The sequence below is a fragment of the Chryseobacterium sp. POL2 genome, from assembly GCF_011058315.1.
Classification (GTDB): domain Bacteria; phylum Bacteroidota; class Bacteroidia; order Flavobacteriales; family Weeksellaceae; genus Soonwooa.
On sequence record NZ_CP049298.1, the window covers coordinates 1,781,598 to 1,808,090 of the forward strand.

The following is a 26,493-nucleotide window of genomic DNA, read 5'->3' on the forward strand; positions in this document are numbered from 1 at the left end:
TTTAATAGGAATTTTTGGTTTGGTTGGAGATTTCCTCGTTGTCGATAATCCTCCAATTTTTAAGCATCACACCGTGCGGATTGTTTGGACTTCGGATGATGTCCTCAAAGTATCCTTCGGTAATCAATTTTCTTGTAATCACGGCAGACTTTCTGGTAATCATCTGCTTTCCGAAAAAGGAGAATTTCTGTTGCTCCATATTGAGCGAGATGGAATCCGTATGAATACTGACCATGGAACTGGAGGCCACAATCTGGTTGTAGAAGCCTTTTTCCTTGAGATTGGTGTATTCTTTTTTTCCGCTGTCGTCAATGAGGTACAGTGATTTTTGAATATTCTCCTTGATGTAGGCATCATCGGGAGCCAAGGTGAAAAATAGTCGGTGGAACAGTTCAATTTGGGCTTTGTATTCTACGGGTCTGTTTAACAAGACATCGGTCTGCTTTGCCAGTACCGGAACCCCGTTGTCCAAAATGTAGATGGATTTTCTTGAATCCTGAATCATCCGATAGGCAAAGAAGAAGCCCGCCAATACGATAATTACGGCAAATGCTATTGTTCCCAGCGAAACTACCTTGTTGATTTTTATTCTTTGTTCGATATTTTTGATCAGCATCTTATTTATTTTTTGTTGTTATTCATCGCACTGTTGACCATTCCCGATGCGGAACCTGATGCAGCCGATTTTGCTGCTGCTCCCGCTACGGAAGCTCCACCGGTTTTGGCTGCCAATACCGTTGTTTTAGCGGCACTCGCCATTCTTCCAGCAGCACTCTTCATCTTGGTCATCGCACCTGCACCTCCCGCTGTAACAATGGTGTCGGCAATGGTGGGCGTCATCAATACCCCGATTCCCGTCACGATATAGGCGACACAGGTAAAGAGCTGGTTGTAGATCATTCCCGAATTGCTCACATAAACCATCAAGGCATCTAAATTGGTGATGGTTCCATTGGTTAAAAGCGTGTCATACCGCTCAATCTCCATTTCATAACCCGAAGCGATCAGTTGCTGACCAATATTGATGATGGTATAGGCTACAAAGGTGTATAGGTTGATGTTGATGAACTTGGAAACCCAGCTGTACAGCGAGTTTTCAAATCCTGGAACGAGCGCCATACCTACCGCAATAGGCCCCAAAATAATGAGGATGTAGGCCCAAATTTTTTGGATGAAGAAAATAAGGTAGACACAGATTCGAAGGATGGAAAGGCAAACGAACTCGATAATTTCTGCAACCAGTTTTTGGAGCTGGAACTCCATCCGTAACTGCCATTCCTTGATGGGTTGGATGAGTTTGTCCAGTCCCTCGCTGATGTCGAACCAAGAGTCGTCGGCATCTTTGCCGGTGTTGTTGATGACGTCCTGCTTCGCATCCTCGTCGGCTTTCAGTTTGATGACGGCATCGAGTAGCTGCTGCTGTTTCTTGAATCGTTGAATCCTCAAATCATTCACTTCGGACTCAATGTCGCTGAAAATGGCGATTCCCGGTTCTGCAATGGCTTCAAAGGGTGCCTGAATCAGATTGACAAAACCACTCCAATACACCAGGGTAAATCCAATGAGGATTGGTTTGAGCATCGGGGTGATTTCCCATTCCCGGTCGCCCGCCGCCATTTGCCAACCCATGTATCCGAGATACATCAACGCTCCCAGTCCTCCGATCGCCCTTCCAACCAAAGCGGATCCGACAGCACCGTCTTGAACGCTGTTGTCCAGTTTGGTAAAGACCTCCATAAACCATTTCTCAAATGCGCCGTCGCCCTTTAGAAATTGGAGCAGGTTGCTGTAGTCGCCGTCGGTTTGGGCAAAGCCGATTATCGGCAGCAATATTGCCAAGAGGCAAAATAAGGGTGTAGTATTTCTTTTCATCACTAAAATTTATGTTTGTACTGCTGCATCGTGTTGTGGATGATCTGCTTGTCGGAAGCGGGAGTCCAAGCCTGTGGCAATGCATAAGGCGAATGGTTTTTCAGAATATTTTTATAGTCCAAAAGAAGTGTCGTCTTATCGTTGTGTTTCCTTAATTCCTGCACGAACCTTCTCCATTTGATAAGGGTGTCATGGTACATCAAAAAGCGTTTTCCTCTCGGCATATCCATCGACCTCGACATTGAATATTTTTCCTTGATTAAGTCCAATTCCTCCTGAAGTCTTTTTAAAGTTCCCGTGGTATTGAGCGTTTCGTAGGTTTGCTGGTTCTTCAGCCTCCATTCGATAAAGTTTTGAGGATTGTCTGGAAATTCGGTAATGGGTCTGAGCATCCTTTTGTAGTAGAGCAACCAGAGCGGGTCTGCATCGACCGTCGCCGAAGTCCAATGGGCAAAGTCTTGGACGCTTCTTTTATAGATGGTGTCGGATGCCGCCTTTATCTTTTTTGCCTCTTCCTCTTGAAATTTCACTTGGGCAAAACGCTGGTTTTGAAGTCCCGTCGGTTTTAGCGGTCGGATATCTTCTCCATCCTTATAATCCCTGTTTCTGCTGGGAGCCCACATTCCCCAAACGGTGGCATACGCGAAGTTGGTCTGAATCCCCAAAAGGTATTTTGGATAGGGACGCCAATCGCCCCAACTCTGGAACACCATCCTTTTGTGCTGGGCTACGATGGAGGGGTCGTTCAAACGCTTTACGGTAAACTGCCCGAATACGCCGACTGCTGTCAGCAAAAGCGGAACGAGGGCAAATTTTTTAACTAATTTTTTCATCTTTTTAATTGAATATGTATTTGTATTTCTGGATAATGTCTCCGACAATCGCCCTGTCGATATTGAGGTAGTTTCTTAGCACTGGAACCTGGTACAGGTACGGAATCTTCTTGGCGTTTTCTAACCGCAATATGATGTAGAGGATGTTTCCATTGATGTTCCGAACTCGGGTAAACACCTTTTCAATAAGCATCTCCCTGTCCATCGGATCCATCAGGAAATCCTTGTTCTCGTTCAAAATATCCTGCGTGACTTCCTGCTTGAGTTTTAAGGTCTGTTTGCCGATTTCGACATAGTATTTGGAAACCAAGACGGCATATTCTGGATGTTGCGCCGACAAGTCCAGCATTTTGTTGGAGTTGTTCGCTACCTTTCCCAGATATTGGTACAGATAGATTAACTTTTTGCTCTGCGTGAGTGCCGAGTTGACATTTTTTAGTTGTTGGTAGATGTATTCCTGAATGGCGATGACCTGTGCAGTCTTGTTTTTAATGTCGTCGTACAGTTCCTTCTGTTTTTCATAAGAGTTTAGAAATGCCTGCTCGCTTCCCAGCCTTACGCCGTGGTTGGTGGTCATCTGCACCAAGAGTTTGTCGTTGATAACAATCTGCTGTCCGCTTACAAAACCAACAGAAAAAAACAAGATTCCTCCGATAAATAGTTTTCTCATTTTTAAAAGGATTTGATGTTTTTCATAATGTTCTCGACCACCTGTTTGTCCCGATTCACATAGTATTGAAAGGCTCTTTTGTTTCGTAAGACTTTTGCCTTGATGTCCCGAATCTTTAAAAGCATATGGGTAGAATTTCTGCTCAGCGTCTTGACTTCTCCCAAGGCATAATCCAATAAAATCTTGCGCTCCGACTTTTCCATCTGGTTCATTGCCCCATAGGAAACCACAATCCCGACAATCAGCCTCGTCACCATTTGCAGATCATCCACAAACTGAACCTGTGAAGGCAGAACCGCGATGATGGAATAAGGTGCGGTACTGATTTCATGGATAATGGCTTGCTGGTTTTGGGTGATTTTCGTAATCTCCCTGCTCATCGCAATTCCTGTGGGAATCGCTTGAATGGCGAACGATACGATTCGAAGTCTGTCCTGAATTTTGGTCACCTTGTCCTTGAAATTGTTCCACTGGGTTTTGTTGGCGGTTTCCACCGTGGCATTGGCAATTTGGTTTTTCCGCATCTCCTTCTGCCTCTCGTTTTCATCCATCGTCGCCTTGATTTCTAGGTTCATCATCGGAAAGGATACGTTTTCCTGCTGCCAAGACGGCGTGGAGCCGCCACTGGATGAAGTGAGCACAAAATAAATCAGCAAGCCCCCAAACCCCCGAAGGGGGCTTTTTAAAGCGTTAATTATGGGATGTTTCATTTTCATCTTATTTTTTTACATTGTTCCCCTTTGGGGACAGGGGCTAGAAATTTCTTTTGTATCGGTTCATAATATTTTCTACAATTCCCTTGTCGGTATTGATGTATCCTGCAAATGGATTGATGGAGTTCCAGAATCCCAAACGATTGGCTTTTTCCAGTCTTAACTTGATTGCCAGAAGCCAAAGCTTTAGGTTTTTGACATTCTCGGAAATGTTGTGCAATATCTTGTATCGGTCTCCCGCAGTGGCAAGGTTCAGCTCTCCCGAGGCGAGGATGTCGGAGACATCAGTCACTATTTTTATACTCTGTTCATAGGTTTTCTGTGAAGCCTTTACCCCGAAAATGGCATATTGTGGATGTGCCGATGCCAACTGAACTACCTGCGATGAATAATTGTAGCATTTGTTGAGTTCCGAATAAATCTCCTTCACCTGGATTCCGTTCTGCAAGGTTCCCGAAACTTCCTTCAGACCTTTCAGAATCTTATTCTGAATATCGTTGGCAACCACCATCTGGGTTCCCACCCACGCTTGGGCATCCTTCAGTTTGGAGGTTTCATCAATCACATCGTTCTGCTTGGCTTTCAAGTTTTCTGAATAGAGGATCATCGCCGCCGTTACCGTCGGGTCGATGTAGGTGTTTTGGGAGAAGCCCCATGTCCCCCAAAGGGGGAGAATCAACAGGAAAAGCCTCCTCCAAACCCTCCAAGAGAGGGAATTTATTGAAAGTCCCCTTTGGGGATTTTGGGGCTTATACTTTTTCATATTCCTCGTGTTTTTGGTTGATTAATTCTGAAAAATGGATATTTCGGTTTTCTAGTTCCTGAGAGATGATTTTGAAGATATTTTGTCCTTTGTTGGTCTTCTTCATCATTATGTAATACGAAACCACTTTTTTGTCCAATGGCTTTTGGTAGAGGTTGACGAGCGATACCAAGTTCTCAAGGCTGTCTCCAAAATTTTTCAAATCGGATACAATTTTTTGCAGAGCCTCGTCGTAGTTTCCGTATTGTTGGACATAATATTCGACTGCTGATTTTTCGGGCTTTTCCGTGGTGTAGGTTAAATACTGCTCCAGGGAAACCTCATTGCCGTAAACTTCTCCTTTGGAACCCCGCTTCAGATAAAATTCCTTGAAACGGCTTCTTCCAAACTTGTTGTTTAAATTATTGATGGTGAAAATCTTGTTTTGCTCCACCTTGTTCAATGAAAGCAGTGAGGCGATCTTGTCGAAGTTGTCCTTAAACTTCGTCTGGTCTAACAATATGAAGGTATCGGAGTTGTTGATGATGCTGTTTTTTACGACAGCATTTCCGATGATGTCGTCCAATTCCTGTGTAACGACCACCGCCTCTCCCCAAAATTTCCGAACCGTCTTGTAGAGATAGAGAATATATCCGCCCATCAGTTTGCTGGCAATAGCCTTCCACGCTTCCTCGATGATGAGTGCCTTTCTTCGGTCTTTTCGAAGCCGCATCTTCTGAATAAAAGTATCCATGATGATGAGCGTCACAATCGGGAAAAGTTTCGGATTGTCTTTCACATTGTCGATTTCAAAAACAATGAATGGCTCGTCAAAGAGCGTGTTGTCTGCACTTTCGTTGAGTGTCGTTCCATATCTTCCGCCTTTGTAGAAATCCTTCAGCACGAACAAGAATGTCCTTAGATTAAATTCCTTTTCGGTGATGTGGTGTTTCTTATTGTTCAGGTAAAGGGGCAGAAATTTATCGCAGTAGTCATAGAATCCGTTGAAGGAAAGTTCTTTTGCCTCCAATTTTTCTTCGAGCTCCTTAATTTTCTTGATGATGGTTTTTCGGAAGGACTCGTTCCATTCTTCCGCCGTTTTCGGCTGCCTGATAATCTCGTTGGACTTGATGAGGATGAGTTGCGTCTCATTGTAGATTTTTCTCTTATCTTCATCGTTCAGGGTTTCATAAGCTTCGTAAACCTTGTAGAATTTTTCGCTGTCGTAATTCGGGTTGTTCATATTCTTGTCCGGATGATATTCGATGGCGAGTTTTCGGAAAGCCTCCTTAATCTCGTCAGAACCTGCATCGAAAGCGATTCCCAAAATATCGTAATAGTTGTACTGTCCGTTCGACTGGATCTCAAAATCTGAAATAATGTCTTCCTCGTGGATGTTGTATTTGTTCAGATAGAGAATGAGTTCCTCCGAGGTCTTATGCTCATACCACCTGGTTCCCGAATTGAAATATTGGTGGTAATACGACATCAGCACATTGTCCAAAATAGATTTTTGTGCGGACGACATCGTGGCATCGGGACCTTGCCAAATCAGGAAAATCAAATTGGTCAAAAATTCTATTTTTTCGATGTTGAACTCTTTCTTGTTCATCAAAAAAGGATTCATGGTGATTGGTTTTTCTTCAGTGTATTGGATGTATCTCCCGCCTTTGTATTTGCAGGTTCCCGAATAGGAATCTCCCGTGTCCACAATGACCACGTCATAATTGTAGGTCAGGTATTGCTCAACGATATTGTTCATCAGGAAGGACTTTCCAGAACCTGACGGACCGAGGACAAACTTGTTTCGGTTGTTGATTCTTCCTGTCTTCATCGGCAAGTCCGCCGGATCAACTTTCAATGGAACGCCTTGTCGGTCGGTAAAACGCAGATAAAAATTGGATTCCTCGTTCACGGGGTAACTTTCTTTAAAAAAAAAACACAAGGCCGCTTCGCTTGTCGTCATAAATAAATCGTATTCCCGAAGTTCCGTGGCATTGCCTGGAATGGCGGAGCGAAATAGTTCGAGCTGGTTGTAGGCGTTCTTGGAGACGATAATTCCTTTCGTAAAAAGCTTGTTCTCGATCATCGACTGTATTCCTTCCATTTTTTCCAGTGTATGTGTTGAAAATATTAGGGAGAAATGGGCATTGACCACGAGTTGTCCGTCGATGGCGATATTGTGGAGAAGCGTTTGGATTTCTTCCGCAATAATGGCGTTGGATGGAGAGTTGTTTGCCGCCCCCTCGTGCTTCTTTTTCTTTTTGTCGAGTTCCCGCTGTTGTTGCGCCTGCAGAGGAATGGTGATGACCTGATTGTAGATGATGGTTTCGTAATCCTCCAATTCGTTGATGAAGGTGAAGTTGTCCACCGCCGTTTCCGAGGCTGCTCCGTTTCCTCCCAATATGGAAAAAGGATCTATTTCTGAAGGCAGGTCGATATTTTCGACATCCACATAGGAAATATTTTTGACGAAGCGGTTTCCGATTTGGAGATATTCGTTGGTACTTTTGATATTGTCAAAAACCGGGGTTTCCGTAAACTGCATCGACAATACACCCGAAATGTAGTATTCAAAATCTTTCTCATATAAAAATTGGGGTTCGCAACCGCTCTGCTTCAAGAGCATCAACACCTTTTGGCATTTGTCGCGAAGTTCCTTGTAACTTTTTTCGGAAAACTGGTAGTGCTTGTTTTTCTTCTTGAGTTTGTCGTCCACAATGTCCGTAAACAGGAGTACCGTTTCGATGGTTTTAAATAGTCTTCCGTCAAAATGCTCGGAGTATTTCTGCTGGAGGAACTGGTTGGAGGATTCGGCGGTATATCTCTTTTTGGAAAAGATGTCGAGTTTTTGAACGATTCTTCCTTCGCCAATAATGGATACGACTTGATTCAGCACGGTATGGAAGTTCAGGTAGTTGTCTGGGTCGGCGGAATACTGTTCCACAATGTTCTTAATTCTGATGCCGATAATCGGATTCCCGTACTGTCCGAAGAGGACATCAAAATCCCATCCAAAATCCTTTCCGTAATCGTAGCCGATGAAGGGAATGTCAAATGCCTGTTTCTTTGTCTTTACCATCTTTTAAAAATCTTTTGTTGTTGAGTTTTTTTGGAAAAATGAATATCTGGTCAAAATTTTTGGTCTTGTCGTAGAGTCCGTTTTTGTCCTGCTTCTTGAAAATGAGGTAGACACCTCCTGCGGTTACCAATAAACCTAATAATGAACCCAGCAATCCGAATTTGGATAAGATGAGTGCCGCAACCACACCTGCGCCGATGACGGCTACCGCATAAATGATGTATTTGCCTTTGAGTCCGAAGAATACAAGGGGTTTTTTGAGCCCCTTGTACAGGTAGTATCCCATCTTAAGCAAAGAATGCGGTTACAAATTCCGGAACCACGATAAGGAAGATCATCGCACCGCCGTAGCCGAGGATTTCTTTGTTGACATCCTGGTCGCCGTTCGTCCATTTGTTGTACACCCTCAATCCTCCGATAAATCCTACGAGTCCACCGACTGCCTTTAATATCAGCTTGATGGGGTCCCAATAGTCCTTAATGTCGGAAGCGGCATTGGAGATGGCGGTCGCTCCGCCCTGCGCAAGCATCGGGGTCATTGCCAGCATCACCAAGGCAAGGGTTAGAACTTTCTTTTTTGTCACGTTTTTTCTGATAAAATTTTTCATCATTTTTAAAATTTAGGTTAGTTATGTATGGTAAATTGGTTAAATCGTCGAGTGGTAAACCTTTTGTCCCTCAATATTGTCCACCAGTTTTACGTTGGTTTCAGAAAGGTTGACAAATTCTTTCCATTGGTCTTTCTTGCTCTGTGCATCATTTTTTTTCTTGGAAACTATTGGCTCAATAATTTCTGGCTTTTTGCTGATTTCCGTTTGCTGTGGCGGATTTTCATGGTGTTTGGTTTCGGGCTGTTTTGAGCTGGTCCCATCCAAATCCTCTTCCTCTTCAAATCGTTTCCTCAATTCTTCCAAACTGGGATTGTCTTCAAAATTGTTCTGTCTTTGAATCGGAATGGGTTCGCTTTTTAGGAATGATTTCGGGGTTTTGAGATTTTCCACATCCTCGATGCCGATCAAGGTGGGTTCCTCATTCTCCGCCTGTGCAAAGTCGCCGAGTGAGTATTCTTCTGCAACATCGGTCTGAACGGTTTTCTCTTTTTTTAGGAAAAGGTCGTAGACGATATTTCCGGCATAGTACAGAAAGTAGGCTCCTAAAAGGATGAGTGAGTATTTTAACATAATGTATTGATTTGAGGTTTGTGGTTTATGGATTATTTTTTTCTTGTCTCTTTTGTCTCTCGTTAAAGCGCAACTTTTTTGACCTCGCTGATCTGCTGTATAATTTCGTCGAACGGCTTCTTTACGGCGTATTTTTGCTCGTAGGTGAGTTTTCTCGTGTCGATGGTTTGGAGGCAGTTTCTCTTGAACACGGGATTTTCTAGTAGAGTTCCGTATTTTGCCAACTCGATATCCATTTCCTTTTGGTTGAGATATTTGTAGCCCTTGTCGTATTTGGAGCGGATGAAGATTCTTTCCGCCTCGCTTTCCAACAAACCCAGAAGATTTTTGAATACCAAGGTTGATTTTACGGACACATCGGAATACTCAAAGGGAATGATGATGAAGTCGCTGTACACCAAAACATCGCTGTATCTCTGGTCCAGTGTTCCCGCCAGATCGAACAGGAACAGGTCTTTGCTTTCTTTCAGGTCGACAACCTGTTCCAAGTCCTCGAAAGGCGGCTCATCGTCATCTTCGCCAATGACTTCCACCTCGTAGAGTTTGGGCAGTTCCGAGTCCGCATCCTCCCTCCATTTGTTGAAGAAGGATTTTTGGTAGTCGAAATCAAACACCTTGATCTTCCTTGTAGAAATTCTGGAGAGATAGTTGGCGAATGCGATGGCGAGGGTGGTTTTCCCTGTTCCGCCTTTTTGGGTGGCAAATGTGATGATCATTCTTATGTTCTTTTTTTATTTTTGCGTCTTTTTCTTAACTCTTCTTCGGCAGGGTCTCTCCCTGTTCCTCCCGACGGTTTGGTGAATTGGAAAATCAGGTCGTCTATGGTTCTATCCAGTTCCTTGGAAAGATTTTCATCTCTACTTTCCGGTGTCAATTCTTTGCTTGGATTGAGGAATTTTTGATAGGCATTCTCTCCAATTAAGTTTTCCAATGAACCCACATAATGCAGTTTGGAGTGGACGGCATAATATTTTCCATCTTCCGATTTTATGAGGTGGACATCCTTGTTATTCTGTGTTTCGACATAATCCTTTACCTCGTTTTTTATGGCGTTGAAAACCTCCCTGTTCTTTATTTTCTTAGACTCGAAAAGCATAAATTCTATTATAGCGTTTTCGGGATTCTGGCGTTTCAGATGCTCCATTAATATTTGTTTTGAAAAACTGTCCGCCAGATTATAGTCCTTTAGACTTTCAAAAAGTTTCTTGTCAATTTTCTCATCGGTCATCTCAAACAGGTCGTCCATCTTCATGATCTCACTTCCCTTGAACACCTTTCCCGATTTGTGGTCGATGATGCTGTATCCGAAGGGTTTCTGTCCGTCCTTGTGGTGGAAGACCACATCCAGTCCGTAGATGTCCCGCAATTTTTTCTGGAGCTCGCTCTCGAACTCTATCTTGGGTTTCCAATGGTCGCTGTGCCTTTCTTCCGGTAGCAGTGATTCCTGCGCCCTTCTGTCCTCTACCTTGAAGACTTTATTGGAACAGAGGTCTTTGTATTTGCTCAAAATGGCTTTCAGCTGTCTCATTCGTCCGTTGTCCGAATTGGGGGTAAAACTGATTTGGTTACCGTGGATGGTTTTAAGTTTTACCCCGTTCTTCAGAATGGAAAAGTCATTTTCATCATTTGTGTCTTTAGTTAGTTTGAACCCGCTTCTTTCAAGCAGGAGTTCCAGTTGGCTGAGTGAAGCAATTTGATAGTTTAGCAGTTTTTCTAATTTTTCCTCGGAACTTACTCCGTATCGTTTTTCTAGTGTATCTGCCAATGCTTTTTGGGCTTTCAAGCGTTCGTAACTGTCGTTGATTTTCTTTCCGGTCTGCTTGTCAACCCTTGTGGAGACGATATGGACGTGGTTGTTCTCGGTGTCGCTGTGGTAAACAACTATGAACGGCTGTTTTCCGTAGCCCATTTCCTGCATGAAGTCTTTGGCGATTTCGGTGATTTCTTCCTTGCCATGATTCTGATATTTTGCAGAAATGACGGCGTGGAACTGTGGTTTCTTTACCTTCTCATTTTTTGAAATGGATTTGAAGTAGTCCCGAACCTGCTCCGGACTGCTTTCCCCATTGATGAAGGAGGGAAAGTTTTTCATCAGCATCAGTTCTCCTGTTCCTTTCTCCATCTTTTTGTCGTTGTACTGAACGCCGTGAAAATCCGAGCCTGAAGCAGGAATAATCTTGACAATCATTTTGCGAGCATTTCATAGATCTTTTCGAAGATTTGGTTTTGCTGCTTCTTCAATTTGGCGATTTCTGAAAGCTTTGCGGTGAAGTTTTTCAGTTCTGATTCCGAAATAAACTTTTGTCCGTTTGCAATTTTCGCTACCTGGTTGATGTTGGTCTCTATCTTGATGAAGACGTTGTCTTGTTTTTCAATGAACGCCAGTATCTGTCTTCTTTCGTTGTCTAAAATTCTGTTCTCAACTGATGCCGTCAGTAAGTCGGTCAATGTGAGGTTTCTGTCTTTGCATATTTTTTTCCAGTCCTGTTTTTTGGTTTTGGATATTCTGAATTTTATGTAGTCTTCTTTTTCCATTAAGGACTTTGTTGAATCATCAATTAGGGCAGATAAGGCTTGATCCAGTTGGAATATCCTTGAACTTCTCCGTAGGTGTAGTAGGATGTGGACATTGCGTTTAGGGAGGTTTGCGGAATCTGGATGCTGTAATTCTCCAGCAGGGCTGGAAAATATTGCGTGGAATTTTCCGTATGCAGTAAGACAATCTGGTTGGGAATGTATCCGATGTCGCTGTAGATGCTCGCAATGCTGATGAAGGCGTTTCCCGTAATCGGTGCGGAATCAGAAGACCTGTACATCTGAAACCATACATTTACAATTCCCTGTACTTTTCTGAACAAAACCGCTCCCTTTAGTCCTCCGAAATTTTTGGTTCCAATGGTGTAATATTTTGAGGAGGTAAGATAGGCGTGGCTATTTCCCGAATAGTTTACAGGGGCGGACCAAGTTGAAGTTGCTGTCAGTGCGGCGGTGCTGTTGGGATCGAAGGTGAGTACAATTCTGTATTCGACAGGCTGTTTCTCCTTTGCGAAATTCTGCCATACGTTGCCGTCAAAATAATACATTCCTGATTCTGAAATATTGATGACCTGCCCCGAAAGATTGGAAGCCGGAGCGGTGGCAAATACAACCGCACCTTTTTTTGCCTGTGTGTAAAACTTGTTCGCCAACTGGTCGCCCGTTATCCTTGGAGGAATAATCCCGTCATGATGTGAGGTGTCGTTTGGTTTTCCTACTACATCAAAAGTAGTTTCGGGTGTCTGTGTGTTTATTCCGACCTGCGCATTGAGGTTGATGGCAAAAAGTGTCAGGAGAACATAGAGGGTTGCTTTCATTTTTTTGATTAAAATTTCTGTTGCAAAATTGGGACATCAAATCCGTGAAAACAATAGTGTTCATGGGGCGTGGGCTAAATAAGAACAATTTAGACGAGTTTAGATTCTCCGAAGATTAAAAAAGAATAATTTAGACGAGTTTAGATGCTTGAACCAGATTTGGTGATTAAAAAAAACAAGTTCCGCCGTTTTTTCCCCTTTTGCAAAAAGGCAAGACCGTCTTTGTCCCAAAACTTGAAAAGTTTGTGGGTACAAAGACACATCTTGCAACAAAAGTTTACTGATTTTTTTAGAGGTCTGAAAAGGTTCCTCGAATGCTTATATTAGGGTTGTTTTGCGGTTTTTTATGATAAAGTTGCTTTGGAAGGAAAAAAACATGGAAAACGGGGAGAATTGAGGTGTAACTTTTCTACCCACGTTTGCGAGTAGGATGTGGCTGATTTACGCAGGTTGCATGATAACCTGTAGCTAAATTACCCAACTTATTGAAAAAGATAAGTTTATTTGGTGCAGGTTTTGAAGGAAGGTGTGTCTTTTTATCATTGAAATTTTTGTCAGAATGCTTATCATTTAGGAAAATGTAGGGTGGGTCTATTTTACCCAGGTTGATTTTGAACTTGTGTCTATTTTTCGCAGGTGGTTACTTTGGGAGTGCATATTTAACAAAAGAATCGGAAGGACTGAAAATTCTGTAGATGATTATTTCAGAGTTATTTTTTAGATTTTAGTTTAGATAATCTTGGAATTAAAAATAATGAAAAAGATTCTCTTGGAAATGGGCTTTTTTACGCGGCTTTGTGATTGGGATGTGCCCAATTTACGCAGGTTGAAAAATTGCCTGTGGTTAAATCAGGCAGGTTTTTGAAAAAGATGACTTTATTTGTTGAGAATTTGCACTAATAATGCACGGAAATCCCTCGTTTCTGTAAGAAATCTTAGCATTAACAATTATTTTCCTAAAAAAAGATTATTAAAATGTAAAGATAAGCAAAACGGTTAAACCCGTTATTATACAATGCTTTATAAAAGTGTAGTCTTGTTTGAGAACTCTCTGTCCGAAAGGTTTTGGGCTTGAAAATACAAAGTTAGGTTCCTAAATCGTTACCTATTGAGTTGGTAGCCAATAAGTACTAACAGTTTATATTTCAGTCTTTTGCACCTCTTTTTACGTTTCCTTGTAACTCAATGTAATTTAATTTTAAACATTAAACATTGTGGTTATGGAACAGACAAAAAGGTCAACGTTTAAATTGCTTTTCTACCTGAAAAAGAACGAACCAAAAAAGAACGGTAATGCTCCGATTATGGCACGTATTACCATTGACGGAACACCTAAAACTTTCGGAACAAAGTTAGAAATTAACGCAGATAATTGGGATTTAAAGTTCGGGAGGGTTTTAGGAAAGAGTGCGGAAGCAATAAGGATAAACAAAAAATTAGACAACATACGAGGTCGTATTGATACGATTTACGAAGATATGCTCAAACACGAGGGCTTTGCCACCTCTCAAAAAGTAAAGCTCTCCTTTTTGGGCGTTGGTGTAATGGACAATGCTATCCTAAAAGTTTTCAACGACCAGAACGACCAATTTAAAAAATTGGTCGAAAAAGAAGAACGCTCAGAGGGTACTTACAATAAGTATATCACAGTTTGCAATCATCTTTCCAACTTTATACAGTTACGCTATCATCGTGATGATATGGCTTTCCGTGAATTGAATAACGATTTTATCCGTGAGTTTGATTTTTACCTACGTTATGATATACAATTAAGCCATAATACAATTTGGGTTTATACAATGCCTGTTTTGGCTTTGGCAGAGTTAGCTATTAAAAAGGGCTTGATACGTGAATATCCTTTTGAGGATTACGAAATCGGTATGGAGGAAACCGACAGAGGTTACATTTTGAAAGAGGACGTTGAGAAACTAATGCTAAGTAAGCCACCACACCCACGGTATGAAGTTGTAAAAGACCTGTTTATTTTCAGTTGCTTTACAGGGCTTGCGTATGCGGATATTAAGAAATTGAAAAGAAGCAATATACAATCATTTTTTGACGGTCATCAATGGATTATCAGCCGGAGAAAGAAATCAGATGTTTCTTCCAATGTTCGTCTGATGGATATTCCAAAGCGTATCATTGAAAAGTATATAGGCACTACCCGTAATGATTTTATATTCCCTATTCCAACCAATGTCACGTGTAATAAGCATATCACAAAGTTGATTGAAAATGCAGAAATTATTACAGAGCAAAAAGTAACTTTCCACACAGCAAGACATACATTCGGAACAATGTTTTTGACCGAGGGTGTACCGCTTGAAAGCTTAAGCAAAATGATGGGGCATAAAAATATTTCTACCACACAGATTTATGCAAAGATTACCAGCCAAAAAATTAGTAAGGATATGGATTTAGTTACTCCGAAATTTAAGGCTATGGAAGAAGCATTTTTGACAGCTATCTAATTAAATTCAAACAGATAAATGAACAGAACTTAACGGTTCTGTTTTTTTTTTTGCTCAATTTTTAATCGCCAAAGCACATTTACCTCCCTTTCCAATCCCTCGCTGTAAAAGAGCTTTTGGCTACTTCTTAAACAGAAATTTAAAAAACGCCCTGCCCCCAATATCCCCCATTTCCAGCATTTTTGAAATCCCTGTTGGTCAGGCTTTCATAGCCTGATTGTTTATCTCCATTTAAAAAATAGTTGGAACCATTTCCCATAAAGTAACCGGTAAAAAGGCAGCCAAGTTATGACGGGCAGCCACCGCACCCACCCACCAATAAAAAAAACGAATGAACGGTTTCCCCCTAAAGGAACCCCCATTAAATCATTTTTTTTCTTGGTTTTCGCTATTGCCCGTCTTGATTGTCCGCTTTCTTTTTTCCGGTTTTTCTTTTGGAAAAATGATTTGCGAAGCGAGGCGGAGCAAGCCACAGCAGGAAAGAGAAAAGCGAGCGTAACATATTTTTTAACATCAAAATTTTATCAAAATGGCACACAACATCAATTACAACGAGAGAACAGGGAAACACAGTTTTTTATCTGTTAAACAAAAAGCGTGGCACGGGCTGGGGCAGATTGTCGAGCAGTACCCAACAAGTACAGAAGCTATCATACACGCAGGTTTAGATTATGAAGTAGAAAAAGCACCTCTATTTACCAAAGGTTCGGGTATTATCGAAACAGCCGACAGCATAGAGTTAGGTAGCACCGAATTAGAAGTACCTAACTATTTCGCTAACATTCGCACCGACAATAACGCAGTTTTGGGAGTAGTCGGTAAGGATTATCACATTGTACAAAACCGTGAAGCATTCAATTTCTTTGATGCTATTGTGGGTGGAGGCGACGGCATTTTATACGAAACGGCAGGGGCTTTAGGCAAAGGGGAACGCATTTTTATCACGGCAAAACTGCCCGACTATATCCGTGTGGGAAATGGCGACGACGTGACGGAAAAATACATCTTCCTAACAACCAGCCACGACGGAAGCGGAAGTATTACGGCAGCGTTTACACCTATTCGCATAGTTTGTCAAAACACCTTAAACGCCTCTTTGCGTACAATGACAAATGTTGTGCGAATTAAGCACACATCGGGAGCAAAATCCCGTATCGAAAACGCTCACAAGATTATGGGGCTTGCCAACACTTTGAGCAGTCAGTTAGAGGGGATTTTCAACCAATGGACGAAAATAAGAGTAACCGACAGAGAAGTAAGAAAGCTAATCCAAATGGCACTTAGCCCTAATAAGGAAACGTTAGAGCTTATCAAAAAAGGTGCGGAAGATGAAGTTTCTACCGTATTTAAAAACACCGTAGAGAATGCTCTTACTTACGCAATGGAAAGTGAAACCCAACTAATGGACACAACAAAGGGTACTTTATTCGGAGCATATAACGCTGTGACAGGCTACTATCAAAACGTAAAAAAATACAATAATGACGAAGCCAAGTTACAGAACATTGTATTAGGTGGAACGGCTCAACGCAAATCACAAAAGGCATTTAATCTATGTACCGCCTTTGCGTTAGACGGTGCGGAAATCTTAAACTTTAATTAAATAACAACAGGCTACCGCCATAAACGGTGGTAGCCTACTAAAAACAAGAGATATGAAAGCATTACATAAAATGGACAATTTGGATAGAGGCGAATTGCTTTGCAAGTTATTCCCCGAAGAAATGGCGAACATTCAGAACGCTATAAAAAAGCAGTGTGATTACTTCCTGCACAATGAAATCGCCTTTAGAGAGGGTTGGCATAAAAAGGGATTTTTTACCGCAGATTTTTGGTACTGGCTTGTCCAGAATGCACACAGGGTAATAGAGAAGAACGAGGACAAGCTACTGAAAAAGCCCCGTTGGTTCGCAGACCATTTTTTTGACGGACACAATGCAATATTTGCGATAAACTGCCTTATTGAATATGCACAGGCAGAAGAATGTACACCCAATCTGAAACAGGCTATACACCTAATTTTCGGGAATGAGCCTTTATTAAAAGTAACCCTAAACGATAAATAATTATGGCTAATTGGTGCAATAATACGGTTGTTTTCGAGGGACACCCGAAAGCAATCGAACAAATAAACGGGCTATTTAAATCTATGGCAGATAGTCAAAAAATTGACGATGTAGGACAGTTACCCGATTTTATACAGGATAGTGACGGAGATTATTTCTACAATATCGAACAGTACGAGGGTTTAACAAACGAGTTTCATTATGAAACGAAGTACACCCCCAATACGGAAACCGTGAAGTGGATAGCGGAGCATTTTAAAGTAGATTTTACGCTGGAGTATGAGGAATTAGGTTGCAAGGAATACGGTAAAGTAATATTTGAGGGCGGCATATTGACGGACATTAGTTTAGACCAGCAGGACATTGACAGCTTTACATTAGACGAAGCAACAGATACCTACTATTTTGAGGGAGAAGAATACGACAGTGAGTGCGAAATACTCGAAACTTTGCTGGAACGTAAAATCGAAAATCATTTTAATAGCATTAAAAGCCAAGCTATAAAAAAGCCAAGTTGATAGATTTGCCAATATGGTTAAGCAAACCGAAAAAATAAACTACCGCCCGACCTCAAAAATCGGGCGACAAAAAGACAGATCCTACCGATGGTAGGGCAGTCTTTTTGTATTATTATGGTGCAATCCTTTTAGGTTGCGATATTTTACGTGGGATATTCATTATCCCTTTTTGCTATTGAATGTACTTCTTTTCTTACCACATTAGCGACCAAAGAAAAGAAGCAAAAGAACGTCGCTTCTAAGAACAGATATTTTAAACTTTCTCGATAGCTCTTTTAAAATCGTCTGTATCGCTACCGATTAGCAGATAACTTTTTATTCCTATTTCCATAAGAGCCTGTACCGTTTCATCTGTATCACCATCCCCATAGGCAATTAGCCCGATACTTGGGTATTTGGCTTTTAATTCCCGAAGCTGTGCAAGCACATTATTGTCGTGAAATTTGAGGTCAATAATAATTGCTTTAGGGAGTTTACTCAAAGCAGATAATTGAGATAACCCGTCCTGAACATTCTCCGAACGGAACAATATTTCAATTCCTGAAGCAATAAGGTCGTTGCAGGCAATATCAATAAGAGGGCTTTTATCATTGATAAACGCAATGCTGTTTTTTGGGGTTTTGTTTCCTGTGTCCATAACTGATAATTTTTATTTTGTTAGTGGAGCCTACCCAAAAAAAAGCGTAGGCAATCACACTTACCGATACTAAGGCACTGGTACGCCGAAACCCCGAATAAGCGGACGCCCACGCCTATTGCGTGAGCGTTCTTACTTATTGCCTCGGGGTTACGAAAAATTACCAGTTTTTAGTACCGAGTTTTAAAGCAAAAACACTTTAAATATTGTCTATATTTTCAAATACAAATATAGTGAAGCTAATAATGTTCAGCAACACTAATTCGTTAAATTGGAGGTTTAGAATATCGGCAAATTGTAATTTAACTTTTAGGAGGACTTTTCACGTAACATTTTTACCTCCGCTTTCACTTCTTTCAGCATTTGAAGAATGAGGATATTATCCAACTGAAAATCCGACTTTGAAAATTCCTTTGTGGCAATACTGCAAGCAAATTCCCAAATTTCCAAAATATCAGATAGGTGGATAGTATAGGTATTATAAAAGTCATTATCGGGGCTTACTTCCAAATCTTCTGTAAAGATTTTAGAGAGCCTCTTATAAGTCAATCCCTCACTTCGGGTAACAAAAATATAGGTTTTGCCTACTTTCAAATCGGCACGGTTTTCAAAATATCTCCCTACGATATACGAACCGTCAGGGTGCGGTGGCATTGAGCCGCCCTCCGCAGGGAAAGCCCTGTATTTGCCAGCAGGAAGAAAGGGCAAAGAAATGGTTTGCAGACTTTCGATATATTCGGGGTCTGCATATCCGTTTAGATAACCCATTGTTGCTTTGTGGGGTACAATTTCGATTTTGTTTTCGCCTCGGCTATCTACCTTTATAGGGAGCAAAATACGATTATCGGGCAGTTCCAAAATCTCTTTTAAATTGTACCTTTTCAAATCCACAGAAACCAACAAGTCAATACTGACATTGTAGTAACGTGAAATTCTAAGTAGTATCTCAATCGGCGGTTCAGCAAAATCATCTTCATATTTTCCGTAACGCCCACGGGTAATAATAAGGTCATCGGCTACCCGTTGTTGAGAATAGCCGAGCTGACCTCTTAAATACCTTATGTTTTCTGACAATATTGACATTGCGAAGATTTGTAGCAACAAAGGTAAAAATTTTTGCTACAAATCTTAGTAATTTTGACACAAAGAATTTGTGCGTTATGGAGAAGACGATTGTACATTGTGATTTAGATACCTTTTTTGTTTCGGTAGAACGCTTATTAAATAGCGACCTTATCGGGAAACCCGTTTTGATTGGCGGAAGTTCCGACCGTGGCGTGGTAGCTTCGTGTAGTTACGAAGCACGGAAATTCGGTGTTCATTCTGCAATGCCTATGCGTTTAGCAAGGCAGCTTTGCCCCGATGCCGTTTTGGTTCGTGGCGACCACGACCTATATAGCAAGTATTCCAATATCGTTACCGAAATTATTGAAGAAAAAATACCTGTAGTAGAAAAAGCATCTATTGACGAACACTATTTGGATATGACAGGAATGGATAAATTTTTCGGAACGTGGAGGCTCACACAGGAACTACGCCAGCGTATCATCAAAGAAACGGGATTGCCTATTTCGTTTGGTCTTTCAGTTAATAAAACCGTAAGTAAGATTGCAACAGGAGAAGCCAAGCCCTGTGGAGAGCGAAAAGTGGACGGCGGTATGGAAAAACCATTTTTAGCACCACTGTCCATTCGCAAACTCCCTGGCATTGGCGAAAAAACTTATCCATTGCTACGCAATATGGGCATATCCCATATTTATACCTTACAACAGATGAATGTATTTACAATGAGGCAGGTTTTGGGAGAGAACGGCGTAACCATCTGGAACAAGGCAAACGGCATCGACAAAAGTGCGGTTGTACCGTTTCATCAACAAAAGAGTATGAGTAAGGAGCATACTTTTGAACAGGACACGATTGATATGGAGCTACTTAGGAGGTTAATGCTTTCTATGGTGGACGAATTGGCTTTTGACCTACGCAAAGACGGTAAACTGACCTCTTGCGTAACGGTCAAAATCCGTTATAGCAATTTTGATACAAATACCACGCAGGCAAAACTTTCCTTTACAGCTTCCGAGCGTGTTATCTCGCAAAAGGTACTTCAGTTATTTGACAAACTGTATAGTCGCCGTATGCTTATCAGGCTGGTAGGTGTAAAATTCAGTAACCTTATTGCAGGCTCATATCAGGCAGATTTATTTGATGATACCCTCGAAGATATGAACCTTTCCAAAGCAATGGATAAAATCAGAATGCGGTATGGGCATAATTCAGTAATACGTGGGTTTGCCCTTTAAAATTTATTATTAGTATGTTACTAAATCTGCATAGCTATTATAGTTTGAGGTATGGTACAATGAGCATTGCAACGCTCATTGAGAACCTCCGTGCCTATGGCTATGAAACGGCAGTGTTGACAGACATTAATAATTCATCGGCTACTCTTGATTTTATCAAACAATGCCGTGAAGCAGGTATAAATGGATTGGCAGGAATGGAGTTCCGAAATGATAACCAGCTTTTATACGTGGGGATTGCCAAGAACGAACAAGGTTTTAAGGAACTAAACGATTTAATGACCCTTGCCAACCGTACAAAATCCGCATTGCCAAGTACAGCTCCCGAATTTCAGAATGTATTTGTAGTTTATCCTTTCGGTACGGTAAAAGAAGCCGAACTAAAGGACAATGAATTTATAGGCATACGTCCACAGGAAGTAAACAGGTTTATATTAGCCCCAAAAAAGTATTGGGAGAGCTATGTAATGTTACAGCCTGTTTCGTTCCGTCAGACCGACTTCCAACTACACAAACAGCTACGTGCTATTGATAACAATATCCTTATTTCACAATTATCGGCAGAGCAAATCGGAAAAGAAACAGAATTTTTCATAAGCAAAGCCGAGCTTTTAAATGCTTACAGTCCTGTACCAAAACTCATAGAAAATACCAACAATTTATTAGCGGATTGCAGTTTTGATTTTGATTTCAAGAACACTAAGAACCGCAAGACCTTTACAGGCAACCGATACGATGATAAACAGCTATTGTACAAATACGCCATTGATGGATTTGCCAAAAGGTACGGAGTAACTGACAAGCTGGCTAAAGAGCGTGTATTAAAAGAATTGGATATAATAGACAACCTCAACTTTTCCAGCTATTTCTTAATCACAGACGACATTTGTCGATATGCGAGAAGCCGTAATTTTCACTATGTAGGCAGAGGTAGCGGAGCTAACAGCATCGTCGCATACTGTTTGGGAATTACGGACGTTTGCCCCATTGAGTTGAACCTATATTTTGAACGCTTCCTAAACCCGAAAAGAAAAAGCCCTCCCGATTTTGATATAGATTTTTCGTGGCGTGACCGTGACGAAATGTACGATTACATTTTCAGACGGTATCAGAGCGAACATACCGCCCTAATGGGTGCGATGGGTACGTTCCGTGACCGCTCCATTATACGTGAATTAGGTAAAGTTTACGGATTGCCCAAAAGCGAGATTGACCGTCTTGTGAACGAACCTGAAAATATGCTTAATAAAAATGAGGTAACAAATACAATTCTGTCAGTTTACAATCAAATGGCAGATTTCCCGAACCAAAGGACGATACACGCTTCGGGTGTGCTGATTTCTGACAAGCCACTCACTTGTTATTCTGCATTGGATTATCCACCAAAGGGACTACCTACGGTACAATACGATATGTATGTAGCGGAGGATATAGGCTTTGAAAAGTTTGATATTCTTTCGCAGAGAGGTATCGGGCATATCAAAGACTGTCGGGAAATAATCAAATTGAACAAAGGTAAAACGGTAGATACTTCCGACCCCAAACGCTTTTTTACCGACCCTGTGATTGCCGAGCAATTACGGTCAGCCAATACCGTTGGTTGCTTTTATATTGAAAGCCCAGCGATGAGGCAGCTTATCAGCAAACTGCAATGCGACAATTATTTGACGCTGGTTGCCGCAAGCTCTATTATTCGCCCCGGAGTGGCGAGTTCAGGAATGATGCAGACTTATATCGAGCGACATTACAACCCCGAAAAGGTGGAGTATATACACCCAGCATTTAAAGAACAGTTGGAGGACACTTACGGCGTTATGGTTTATCAGGAGGACGTTATGAAAATCGGGCATCACTTCGGCGGATTGGATTTAGCCGAAGCTGATGTTTTACGGCGTATGATGAGCGGAAAATACCGCAACGTAAACCATTTGGGAGAGATTGAGGATAAGTATTTCGCTAATTGTAGGGCAAAGGGTTATCCTGATGAGGTAGCAAAAGAGGTTTGGCGACAAATGAAATCCTTTGCTGGGTATAGTTTCAACAAGGCTCATAGTGCTTCTTTTGCCGTGGAAAGCTATCAGAGTTTGTTTCTCAAAACTTACTATCCGTTGGAATTTATGGTAAGCGTATTGAATAATTACGGCGGTTTCTATTCACGGGAGGTTTATATCAATGAAGCAAGAAATGCAGGCGGAAATATCTGCCTACCTTGTGTGAATAAGAGTGCCTTTGATACGTCCATTGAGGGAAGCGATATTTATTTGGGATTTGACTGCCTGTTGAACCTCGAAAACAGATTGGCACAGCTTATCCCCGAAGAACGCAAACGCAACGGGGAATATTTGAGTTTGGAAAATTTCAATCTACGAACGGGTGCAGGATTGGAGCAGATTATTATTCTTATTCGCTCAGGAGCATTTCGCTTTTTGCGGACAGGTAAAAAAGAGTTGCTTTGGGAGGCTCATTTGCTTTTGAACAAGAGCAGAACCACCCACACACAAGTAGGACAACTGTTTACCAATACTGTCGAACGACCGCAGTTACCTGTATTCGTAACAGACGAATTGGAAAACCTATACGATGAAATTGAGCTAATGGGCTTCCCTGTGTCGGGCAGTATGTTTGACCTTGCCAAGTCGGATTATCGGGGCAATGTTACAGCGAAAACTTTAGTTCCTTATTGTGGACAGATTGTGAGAGTTGTAGCCCATTTGGTAACGTACAAAACAGTCCGTACAAAAAATGGCACGATTATGAAATTCGGCACATTCATAGATATAAACGGCGACTTTATTGATACGGTACACTTTCCGCAAAGCCTGCAAAAGTTTCCGCTTCGGGGCAAAGGATTGTATCTTATCGAGGGTAAAGTGGTTGTTGATTTCGGTTGTCCTGCAATTGAAGTGCAACGCTGTGCTATGATGCCGATTAGACCCGACCCGAGAAGCGTTTAATCTTTAGCGTTTGTATAATTCTGTTCCAAGATGGTCAGAATATCACTCTCCTTATAGATAATCTTGCCCCCTATCTGAATAAATGGCAGGATATTATCATCACGGTATTGCTGTAAAGTGCGTTTGCTAATGTGTAACAGCTTGCACACGTCTTCACCCGACAGGTAAATCTCCCCGTTCATTACAGGACGGTAGTTTTTCAGTATATCCTCAATATGGTTTCGCAACCGTGTTATCATTTCCTGATAGGCAATGATTTCTTCGGTATCATTCGTCAGTAAATCCATTTTCAACAGTATTGTACGGTTCTCCGGCTTCGAGCAAAGCCTGAACGTCCGAGCGTTTATAATAATTCTTACGGTTCAGTTTGGAGTAAGGCAGTAAGCCTTTGTCTTTGTAGGTCTGCAAAGTTCGCTTGGTAATATTCATCATCAAACAAACCTCCTGATTATCGAGCCACTTTTCTCCTTTGAAAATCGGGTCATATTTCCGAGTAGCATTTTCAGTCAGTTCCAAAAGCTCTTTTATATCATTCTTCATTCCGTCCAATGCGGACTTTTGTATAGCGATAACTTCCATAGTTTGCTTATTTTTTCTGTGGAAGTCGAAGATATTAAGGCTTGTTACAGGGGTATGGATTGTTGCACCCTTTGGCGTTGAAAGGCAGTGTTTGGCGTTTTATGTTTACCACAAACGAAAAATCGGATAACCTTTGGAGCTATCCGATTTTGAAAAAAATACTATTAGAAAAAAGTCAGCTTTGGGCAGGTTGCTCTGTCTTTACTTCTTGTTTCTCCTTATCCTTTTTCATTTGGCTATAAGTCCAAATACAGACAATGCCGAGTATAATCAAAGCGTAAGCAATCCATTTGCCGACACGTTCCAAAAAACGTACAAATACGGCGGTAGAATACCTCGAAAACATTTCTACACCAGCAGCACTACGCCTGTAAAACTTCCTGCGGTTTATCCAATAAATAAGCCCAATCGCAACGACAATAACAAAAATACCAAACACTAATTGAGCTGTAACCGTATCCATAGCTATATGATTTATAATGAAGTAAATTTAAACAAAAACGCCTTACATTGGATGCTAAAAAGTAAAAAACCGACCTGTTTCAAGTCGGTTTTGCTTTTATGTTTCAGTATCACTTAATCACTACTGTTAAACTGAAAACTTATTTGTTTCTCATTTCCGAAGCTGTCAGAAATCCAAACCTCAAAGGATTGTGATACGGTAGAAGATGAAGTGTAATACAACCGGAATTGCTCCGTTGGCAATGGGTACAAATCGTTTGGCAGATATGGCGGTTCATCATAATACCTTAATGTTCCCGTTCCGTCAAATTGGAAGTAACGGAGATAATATTGTGTATTTTGGTAGTTACCGCTACGCTGTATGGTTATTCTGATTTCTACTGTTTGCCCATTGGAAACCTCTTTAGGTACGGGCATTACATTGACCTCGAAAGGAAAATCGTTCTGTATTTCGAGTTCATCATCTTTGCTACAAGATACCAGCGAAATAGAACCTGACAGGATTGCCAGCATTACATATATCGGCAGTAATCCTGTTCTGAATTTATTAAATATTGCTATCATCGTTTCAAATTTTAAAAGTTAAACCTTAATCCCACACCTGCGGACGGTCGGAATTGTCGTAAATCCGTACCCCATAAGACCTTTGTACGCCCTTGCAGGATAAGCACAAATCGGTCAGACAGGTACGTTTCAAATGTGAGCCGTCCACCAGCTCCGTAAACAAAATTGTCCTCGCTCAATATTTTTGCACCGTCATACAACATAGCTTCGCCACGGTTAATGTTCTCATAACCGACTACTCCCGTTATACCTGAATTCAACGTAATGTTCTTACGGCTGTCGCCCAGCAGGAAGAAACTGTAACCGCCCTCAGCAGTATAGGTTTCCTGCGGTATTCGTTGGTCTTTATAGTCGTGGTATTGGTGCGTGTATTCCAAAGCCCAAATCTGATAATTGCCGTTTTTGCCATTTACGGTCATACCGATATTGATATAATAATCATTACCGATTTTATCATCAGATAATACACCAACATTTACTTCCAATCCTTTCTGTTTTGGGAGCATTCTTTGTGCCTGTGTAACCGTGATGGCCACAAAAAGTAGCATCACGGTATAGATATACTTTTTCATTGTTATTACTTTAAAGGGTTATTAAAATTTCAGGTGCATATCACTGATTACACGAGCTTTGATTAAGTCCGAATTTTCGACCTGAACTGTTTGATGTCTGCCTCCGTTTTTCTCAAAAATCTCAATCAGCAGTACCTTGTCATCGGTAATCGTGAATTTGTCTAACAGGAAAACATTTTGTTCAGTAGATTTTCCACTTATTCCGTCCTCCAATGGCTTGTAAGTTCGTAGCGGTGTCAATGCCCGTTCCTGCACTACGGTACGCTTAGCGACCTTTTTATCCACGACTTTGAAATTGATAAAGTCTATTTCAAACGGTACATTGGTTTTGTTTCTCAATTCCGTATGGAAGTAATATTTGCCGTTGTGAATGTAGATACCTTTCAGGATAAACTGAATACCGAAACTCTTAGCCCCTATATGCTTCACGATACGCTTGTCTTTCTTGTAAATGGTTTCCAATAACAAGCCTGCCAAAGACGGAGAATTATTGCCCAACTCCTCAAACAGCACATCATTTCCGTTGGTTTTATCTATTGCCTTTTGCATTGTCAGCAGGTCATAGCTTAATACATCAGGATAGCTACTGTAATACACATCAAAGGAGTAATAACGTCCGTCATTCGTGATAACGGAAAAATTGGTTTCGGTTTCAAAATCCCTTACCGATGCTTTTACACGCAATACGTTTTCAGCATCTTCCGCCTTTCCTGCAATCAGGTATTCGCTTCCCAAATCCACATATCTTATTCCGGACGGGAAAATCAAATGCGAAGTTTTATCGTAGGTCACTTCCATTTTGTAGGGTTCTATCTTGCCCAAAGCAAGCGGAGTTTTTGCATTTACACTATCTTGTGCAAAAGAAGTCACGGCAAAGCCGATGGTCAGGGCAACCGCCCAAAAGGTTTTAAAAAGATTTTTCAT

Annotated in this window: 28 protein-coding genes; 6 read left to right on the forward strand and 22 right to left on the reverse strand. The window is 41.3% G+C overall.

The window, feature by feature from the left end:
* Position 1: 1 nt before the first annotated feature.
* The 14 genes from traK to G6R40_RS08305 all read right to left on the reverse strand — a co-directional run bounded on the left by traK (position 2) and on the right by G6R40_RS08305 (position 12,446).
* Positions 2-616, reverse strand: coding sequence for a conjugative transposon protein TraK (gene traK, locus G6R40_RS08240; protein ID WP_024565597.1), 615 nt, complete (start codon positions 614-616; stop codon positions 2-4).
* A 5-nt stretch (positions 617-621) separates the two neighbouring features.
* Entirely contained in the window at positions 622-1,872 is a 1,251-nt protein-coding gene (locus G6R40_RS08245) for a type IV secretion system protein (protein WP_029738611.1), read from the reverse strand.
* A gap of 2 nt (positions 1,873-1,874) precedes the next feature.
* Complete coding sequence (locus G6R40_RS08250) at positions 1,875-2,585, reverse strand: hypothetical protein (protein WP_228414504.1); 711 nt, start codon at positions 2,583-2,585, stop codon at positions 1,875-1,877.
* A gap of 124 nt (positions 2,586-2,709) precedes the next feature.
* Complete coding sequence (locus G6R40_RS08255) at positions 2,710-3,375, reverse strand: hypothetical protein (RefSeq protein ID WP_024567401.1); 666 nt, start codon at positions 3,373-3,375, stop codon at positions 2,710-2,712.
* 2 nt (positions 3,376-3,377) lie between these two features.
* Positions 3,378-4,085, reverse strand: a complete 708-nt coding sequence (locus tag G6R40_RS08260) for a hypothetical protein (protein ID WP_024567402.1) — start codon at positions 4,083-4,085, stop codon at positions 3,378-3,380.
* A 43-nt stretch (positions 4,086-4,128) separates the two neighbouring features.
* Positions 4,129-4,674 carry a hypothetical protein gene (locus G6R40_RS08265; protein WP_228050503.1) on the reverse strand — a complete coding sequence of 182 codons (546 nt, stop codon included), beginning with the start codon at positions 4,672-4,674 and terminating at the stop codon, positions 4,129-4,131.
* A 163-nt stretch (positions 4,675-4,837) separates the two neighbouring features.
* Positions 4,838-7,912 carry a TraG family conjugative transposon ATPase gene (locus G6R40_RS08270; protein WP_165133979.1) on the reverse strand — a complete coding sequence of 1,025 codons (3,075 nt, stop codon included), beginning with the start codon at positions 7,910-7,912 and terminating at the stop codon, positions 4,838-4,840.
* Positions 7,884-8,198: a hypothetical protein gene (locus G6R40_RS08275; protein ID WP_024567405.1), complete on the reverse strand. Its 315-nt coding sequence runs from the start codon at positions 8,196-8,198 to the stop codon at positions 7,884-7,886. The genes G6R40_RS08270 and G6R40_RS08275 overlap by 29 nt, the downstream gene beginning before the upstream one ends.
* Before the next feature lies 1 nt (position 8,199).
* Positions 8,200-8,523, reverse strand: coding sequence for a DUF4134 domain-containing protein (locus G6R40_RS08280; RefSeq protein WP_024567406.1), 324 nt, complete (start codon positions 8,521-8,523; stop codon positions 8,200-8,202).
* Between the two features lie 36 nt (positions 8,524-8,559).
* Positions 8,560-9,093: a hypothetical protein gene (locus G6R40_RS08285; RefSeq protein WP_024567407.1), complete on the reverse strand. Its 534-nt coding sequence runs from the start codon at positions 9,091-9,093 to the stop codon at positions 8,560-8,562.
* A gap of 62 nt (positions 9,094-9,155) precedes the next feature.
* A complete protein-coding gene (locus tag G6R40_RS08290) occupies positions 9,156-9,809 on the reverse strand; it encodes a ParA family protein (protein WP_024567408.1) in 654 nt (217 codons plus the stop codon).
* A 2-nt stretch (positions 9,810-9,811) separates the two neighbouring features.
* Positions 9,812-11,281, reverse strand: coding sequence for a relaxase/mobilization nuclease domain-containing protein (locus G6R40_RS08295; protein ID WP_024565586.1), 1,470 nt, complete (start codon positions 11,279-11,281; stop codon positions 9,812-9,814).
* The gene (locus G6R40_RS08300) at positions 11,278-11,628 is read right to left on the reverse strand and encodes a hypothetical protein (RefSeq protein WP_024565585.1); all 351 of its coding nucleotides are present in this window, start codon (positions 11,626-11,628) and stop codon (positions 11,278-11,280) included. The genes G6R40_RS08295 and G6R40_RS08300 overlap by 4 nt, the downstream gene beginning before the upstream one ends.
* 23 nt (positions 11,629-11,651) lie before the next feature.
* Positions 11,652-12,446 carry a hypothetical protein gene (locus G6R40_RS08305; protein WP_024565584.1) on the reverse strand — a complete coding sequence of 265 codons (795 nt, stop codon included), beginning with the start codon at positions 12,444-12,446 and terminating at the stop codon, positions 11,652-11,654.
* A gap of 1,220 nt (positions 12,447-13,666) precedes the next feature.
* Here G6R40_RS08305 and G6R40_RS08310 point away from each other — a divergent pair.
* The 4 genes from G6R40_RS08310 (at position 13,667) to G6R40_RS08325 (ending at position 17,501) form a co-directional block, all read left to right on the forward strand.
* Positions 13,667-14,917 (forward strand): site-specific integrase, encoded by a 1,251-nt coding sequence (locus G6R40_RS08310; protein ID WP_165133982.1) that lies wholly within the window; start codon positions 13,667-13,669, stop codon positions 14,915-14,917.
* 529 nt (positions 14,918-15,446) lie between these two features.
* Positions 15,447-16,520, forward strand: coding sequence for a DUF932 domain-containing protein (locus G6R40_RS08315; protein WP_165133985.1), 1,074 nt, complete (start codon positions 15,447-15,449; stop codon positions 16,518-16,520).
* 52 nt (positions 16,521-16,572) lie between these two features.
* A complete protein-coding gene (locus G6R40_RS08320) occupies positions 16,573-16,983 on the forward strand; it encodes a hypothetical protein (RefSeq protein ID WP_165133988.1) in 411 nt (136 codons plus the stop codon).
* A 2-nt stretch (positions 16,984-16,985) separates the two neighbouring features.
* The gene (locus tag G6R40_RS08325) at positions 16,986-17,501 is read left to right on the forward strand and encodes a hypothetical protein (protein ID WP_165133991.1); all 516 of its coding nucleotides are present in this window, start codon (positions 16,986-16,988) and stop codon (positions 17,499-17,501) included.
* A gap of 253 nt (positions 17,502-17,754) precedes the next feature.
* Here the strand turns inward: G6R40_RS08325 and G6R40_RS08330 are convergent, their stop codons facing one another.
* Positions 17,755-18,138 carry a response regulator transcription factor gene (locus tag G6R40_RS08330; RefSeq protein WP_165133994.1) on the reverse strand — a complete coding sequence of 128 codons (384 nt, stop codon included), beginning with the start codon at positions 18,136-18,138 and terminating at the stop codon, positions 17,755-17,757.
* A gap of 309 nt (positions 18,139-18,447) precedes the next feature.
* The gene (locus tag G6R40_RS08335) at positions 18,448-19,221 is read right to left on the reverse strand and encodes an XRE family transcriptional regulator (RefSeq protein WP_165133997.1); all 774 of its coding nucleotides are present in this window, start codon (positions 19,219-19,221) and stop codon (positions 18,448-18,450) included.
* Positions 19,222-19,298: 77 nt separating this feature from the next.
* Between G6R40_RS08335 and dinB the strand changes: the two genes are divergently transcribed.
* Both dinB and G6R40_RS08345 read left to right on the forward strand, forming a co-directional pair.
* On the forward strand, positions 19,299-20,438 hold the full coding sequence (gene dinB / locus G6R40_RS08340; protein ID WP_228455821.1) for a DNA polymerase IV: 1,140 nt from the start codon (positions 19,299-19,301) through the stop codon (positions 20,436-20,438).
* Between the two features lie 14 nt (positions 20,439-20,452).
* A complete protein-coding gene (locus tag G6R40_RS08345) occupies positions 20,453-23,392 on the forward strand; it encodes a DNA polymerase III subunit alpha (RefSeq protein ID WP_165134003.1) in 2,940 nt (979 codons plus the stop codon).
* On the opposite strand, the gene G6R40_RS08350 is transcribed toward G6R40_RS08345, so the two are convergent.
* From G6R40_RS08350 to traN, 6 genes are all read right to left on the reverse strand, one after another.
* Complete coding sequence (locus G6R40_RS08350; RefSeq protein ID WP_165134006.1) at positions 23,389-23,679, reverse strand: helix-turn-helix domain-containing protein; 291 nt, start codon at positions 23,677-23,679, stop codon at positions 23,389-23,391. The two genes, G6R40_RS08345 and G6R40_RS08350, sit on opposite strands and share 4 nt — an antisense overlap.
* Positions 23,660-23,971, reverse strand: coding sequence for a helix-turn-helix domain-containing protein (locus G6R40_RS08355; protein WP_165134009.1), 312 nt, complete (start codon positions 23,969-23,971; stop codon positions 23,660-23,662). Before G6R40_RS08355 ends, G6R40_RS08350 begins: the two co-directional genes overlap by 20 nt.
* Before the next feature lie 175 nt (positions 23,972-24,146).
* Positions 24,147-24,434, reverse strand: a complete 288-nt coding sequence (locus G6R40_RS08360; RefSeq protein WP_165134012.1) for a molybdenum ABC transporter permease — start codon at positions 24,432-24,434, stop codon at positions 24,147-24,149.
* 113 nt (positions 24,435-24,547) lie between these two features.
* A complete protein-coding gene (locus tag G6R40_RS08365) occupies positions 24,548-24,997 on the reverse strand; it encodes a DUF3872 domain-containing protein (protein WP_165134015.1) in 450 nt (149 codons plus the stop codon).
* Positions 24,998-25,008: 11 nt separating this feature from the next.
* Positions 25,009-25,569 (reverse strand): conjugal transfer protein TraO, encoded by a 561-nt coding sequence (locus tag G6R40_RS08370; RefSeq protein ID WP_165134018.1) that lies wholly within the window; start codon positions 25,567-25,569, stop codon positions 25,009-25,011.
* Positions 25,570-25,590: 21 nt separating this feature from the next.
* On the reverse strand, positions 25,591-26,493 hold the full coding sequence (gene traN, locus G6R40_RS08375; RefSeq protein ID WP_165134021.1) for a conjugative transposon protein TraN: 903 nt from the start codon (positions 26,491-26,493) through the stop codon (positions 25,591-25,593).

Coding starts and splice junctions, on each gene's coding strand:
- traK (WP_024565597.1), bottom strand. CDS start 616: ATGCTGATCAAAAATATCGAACAAAGAATAAAAATCAACAAGGTAGTT.
- G6R40_RS08245 (WP_029738611.1), bottom strand. CDS start 1,872: ATGAAAAGAAATACTACACCCTTATTTTGCCTCTTGGCAATATTGCTG.
- G6R40_RS08250 (WP_228414504.1), bottom strand. CDS start 2,585: ATGGTGTTCCAGAGTTGGGGCGATTGGCGTCCCTATCCAAAATACCTT.
- G6R40_RS08255 (WP_024567401.1), bottom strand. CDS start 3,375: ATGAGAAAACTATTTATCGGAGGAATCTTGTTTTTTTCTGTTGGTTTT.
- G6R40_RS08260 (WP_024567402.1), bottom strand. CDS start 4,085: ATGAAACATCCCATAATTAACGCTTTAAAAAGCCCCCTTCGGGGGTTT.
- G6R40_RS08270 (WP_165133979.1), bottom strand. CDS start 7,912: ATGGTAAAGACAAAGAAACAGGCATTTGACATTCCCTTCATCGGCTAC.
- G6R40_RS08275 (WP_024567405.1), bottom strand. CDS start 8,198: ATGGGATACTACCTGTACAAGGGGCTCAAAAAACCCCTTGTATTCTTC.
- G6R40_RS08280 (WP_024567406.1), bottom strand. CDS start 8,523: ATGATGAAAAATTTTATCAGAAAAAACGTGACAAAAAAGAAAGTTCTA.
- G6R40_RS08285 (WP_024567407.1), bottom strand. CDS start 9,093: ATGTTAAAATACTCACTCATCCTTTTAGGAGCCTACTTTCTGTACTAT.
- G6R40_RS08290 (WP_024567408.1), bottom strand. CDS start 9,809: ATGATCATCACATTTGCCACCCAAAAAGGCGGAACAGGGAAAACCACC.
- G6R40_RS08295 (WP_024565586.1), bottom strand. CDS start 11,281: ATGATTGTCAAGATTATTCCTGCTTCAGGCTCGGATTTTCACGGCGTT.
- G6R40_RS08300 (WP_024565585.1), bottom strand. CDS start 11,628: ATGGAAAAAGAAGACTACATAAAATTCAGAATATCCAAAACCAAAAAA.
- G6R40_RS08305 (WP_024565584.1), bottom strand. CDS start 12,446: ATGAAAGCAACCCTCTATGTTCTCCTGACACTTTTTGCCATCAACCTC.
- G6R40_RS08310 (WP_165133982.1), top strand. CDS start 13,667: ATGGAACAGACAAAAAGGTCAACGTTTAAATTGCTTTTCTACCTGAAA.
- G6R40_RS08315 (WP_165133985.1), top strand. CDS start 15,447: ATGGCACACAACATCAATTACAACGAGAGAACAGGGAAACACAGTTTT.
- G6R40_RS08320 (WP_165133988.1), top strand. CDS start 16,573: ATGAAAGCATTACATAAAATGGACAATTTGGATAGAGGCGAATTGCTT.
- G6R40_RS08325 (WP_165133991.1), top strand. CDS start 16,986: ATGGCTAATTGGTGCAATAATACGGTTGTTTTCGAGGGACACCCGAAA.
- G6R40_RS08330 (WP_165133994.1), bottom strand. CDS start 18,138: ATGGACACAGGAAACAAAACCCCAAAAAACAGCATTGCGTTTATCAAT.
- G6R40_RS08335 (WP_165133997.1), bottom strand. CDS start 19,221: ATGTCAATATTGTCAGAAAACATAAGGTATTTAAGAGGTCAGCTCGGC.
- dinB (WP_228455821.1), top strand. CDS start 19,299: ATGGAGAAGACGATTGTACATTGTGATTTAGATACCTTTTTTGTTTCG.
- G6R40_RS08345 (WP_165134003.1), top strand. CDS start 20,453: ATGTTACTAAATCTGCATAGCTATTATAGTTTGAGGTATGGTACAATG.
- G6R40_RS08350 (WP_165134006.1), bottom strand. CDS start 23,679: ATGGATTTACTGACGAATGATACCGAAGAAATCATTGCCTATCAGGAA.
- G6R40_RS08355 (WP_165134009.1), bottom strand. CDS start 23,971: ATGGAAGTTATCGCTATACAAAAGTCCGCATTGGACGGAATGAAGAAT.
- G6R40_RS08360 (WP_165134012.1), bottom strand. CDS start 24,434: ATGGATACGGTTACAGCTCAATTAGTGTTTGGTATTTTTGTTATTGTC.
- G6R40_RS08365 (WP_165134015.1), bottom strand. CDS start 24,997: ATGATAGCAATATTTAATAAATTCAGAACAGGATTACTGCCGATATAT.
- G6R40_RS08370 (WP_165134018.1), bottom strand. CDS start 25,569: ATGAAAAAGTATATCTATACCGTGATGCTACTTTTTGTGGCCATCACG.
- traN (WP_165134021.1), bottom strand. CDS start 26,493: ATGAAAAATCTTTTTAAAACCTTTTGGGCGGTTGCCCTGACCATCGGC.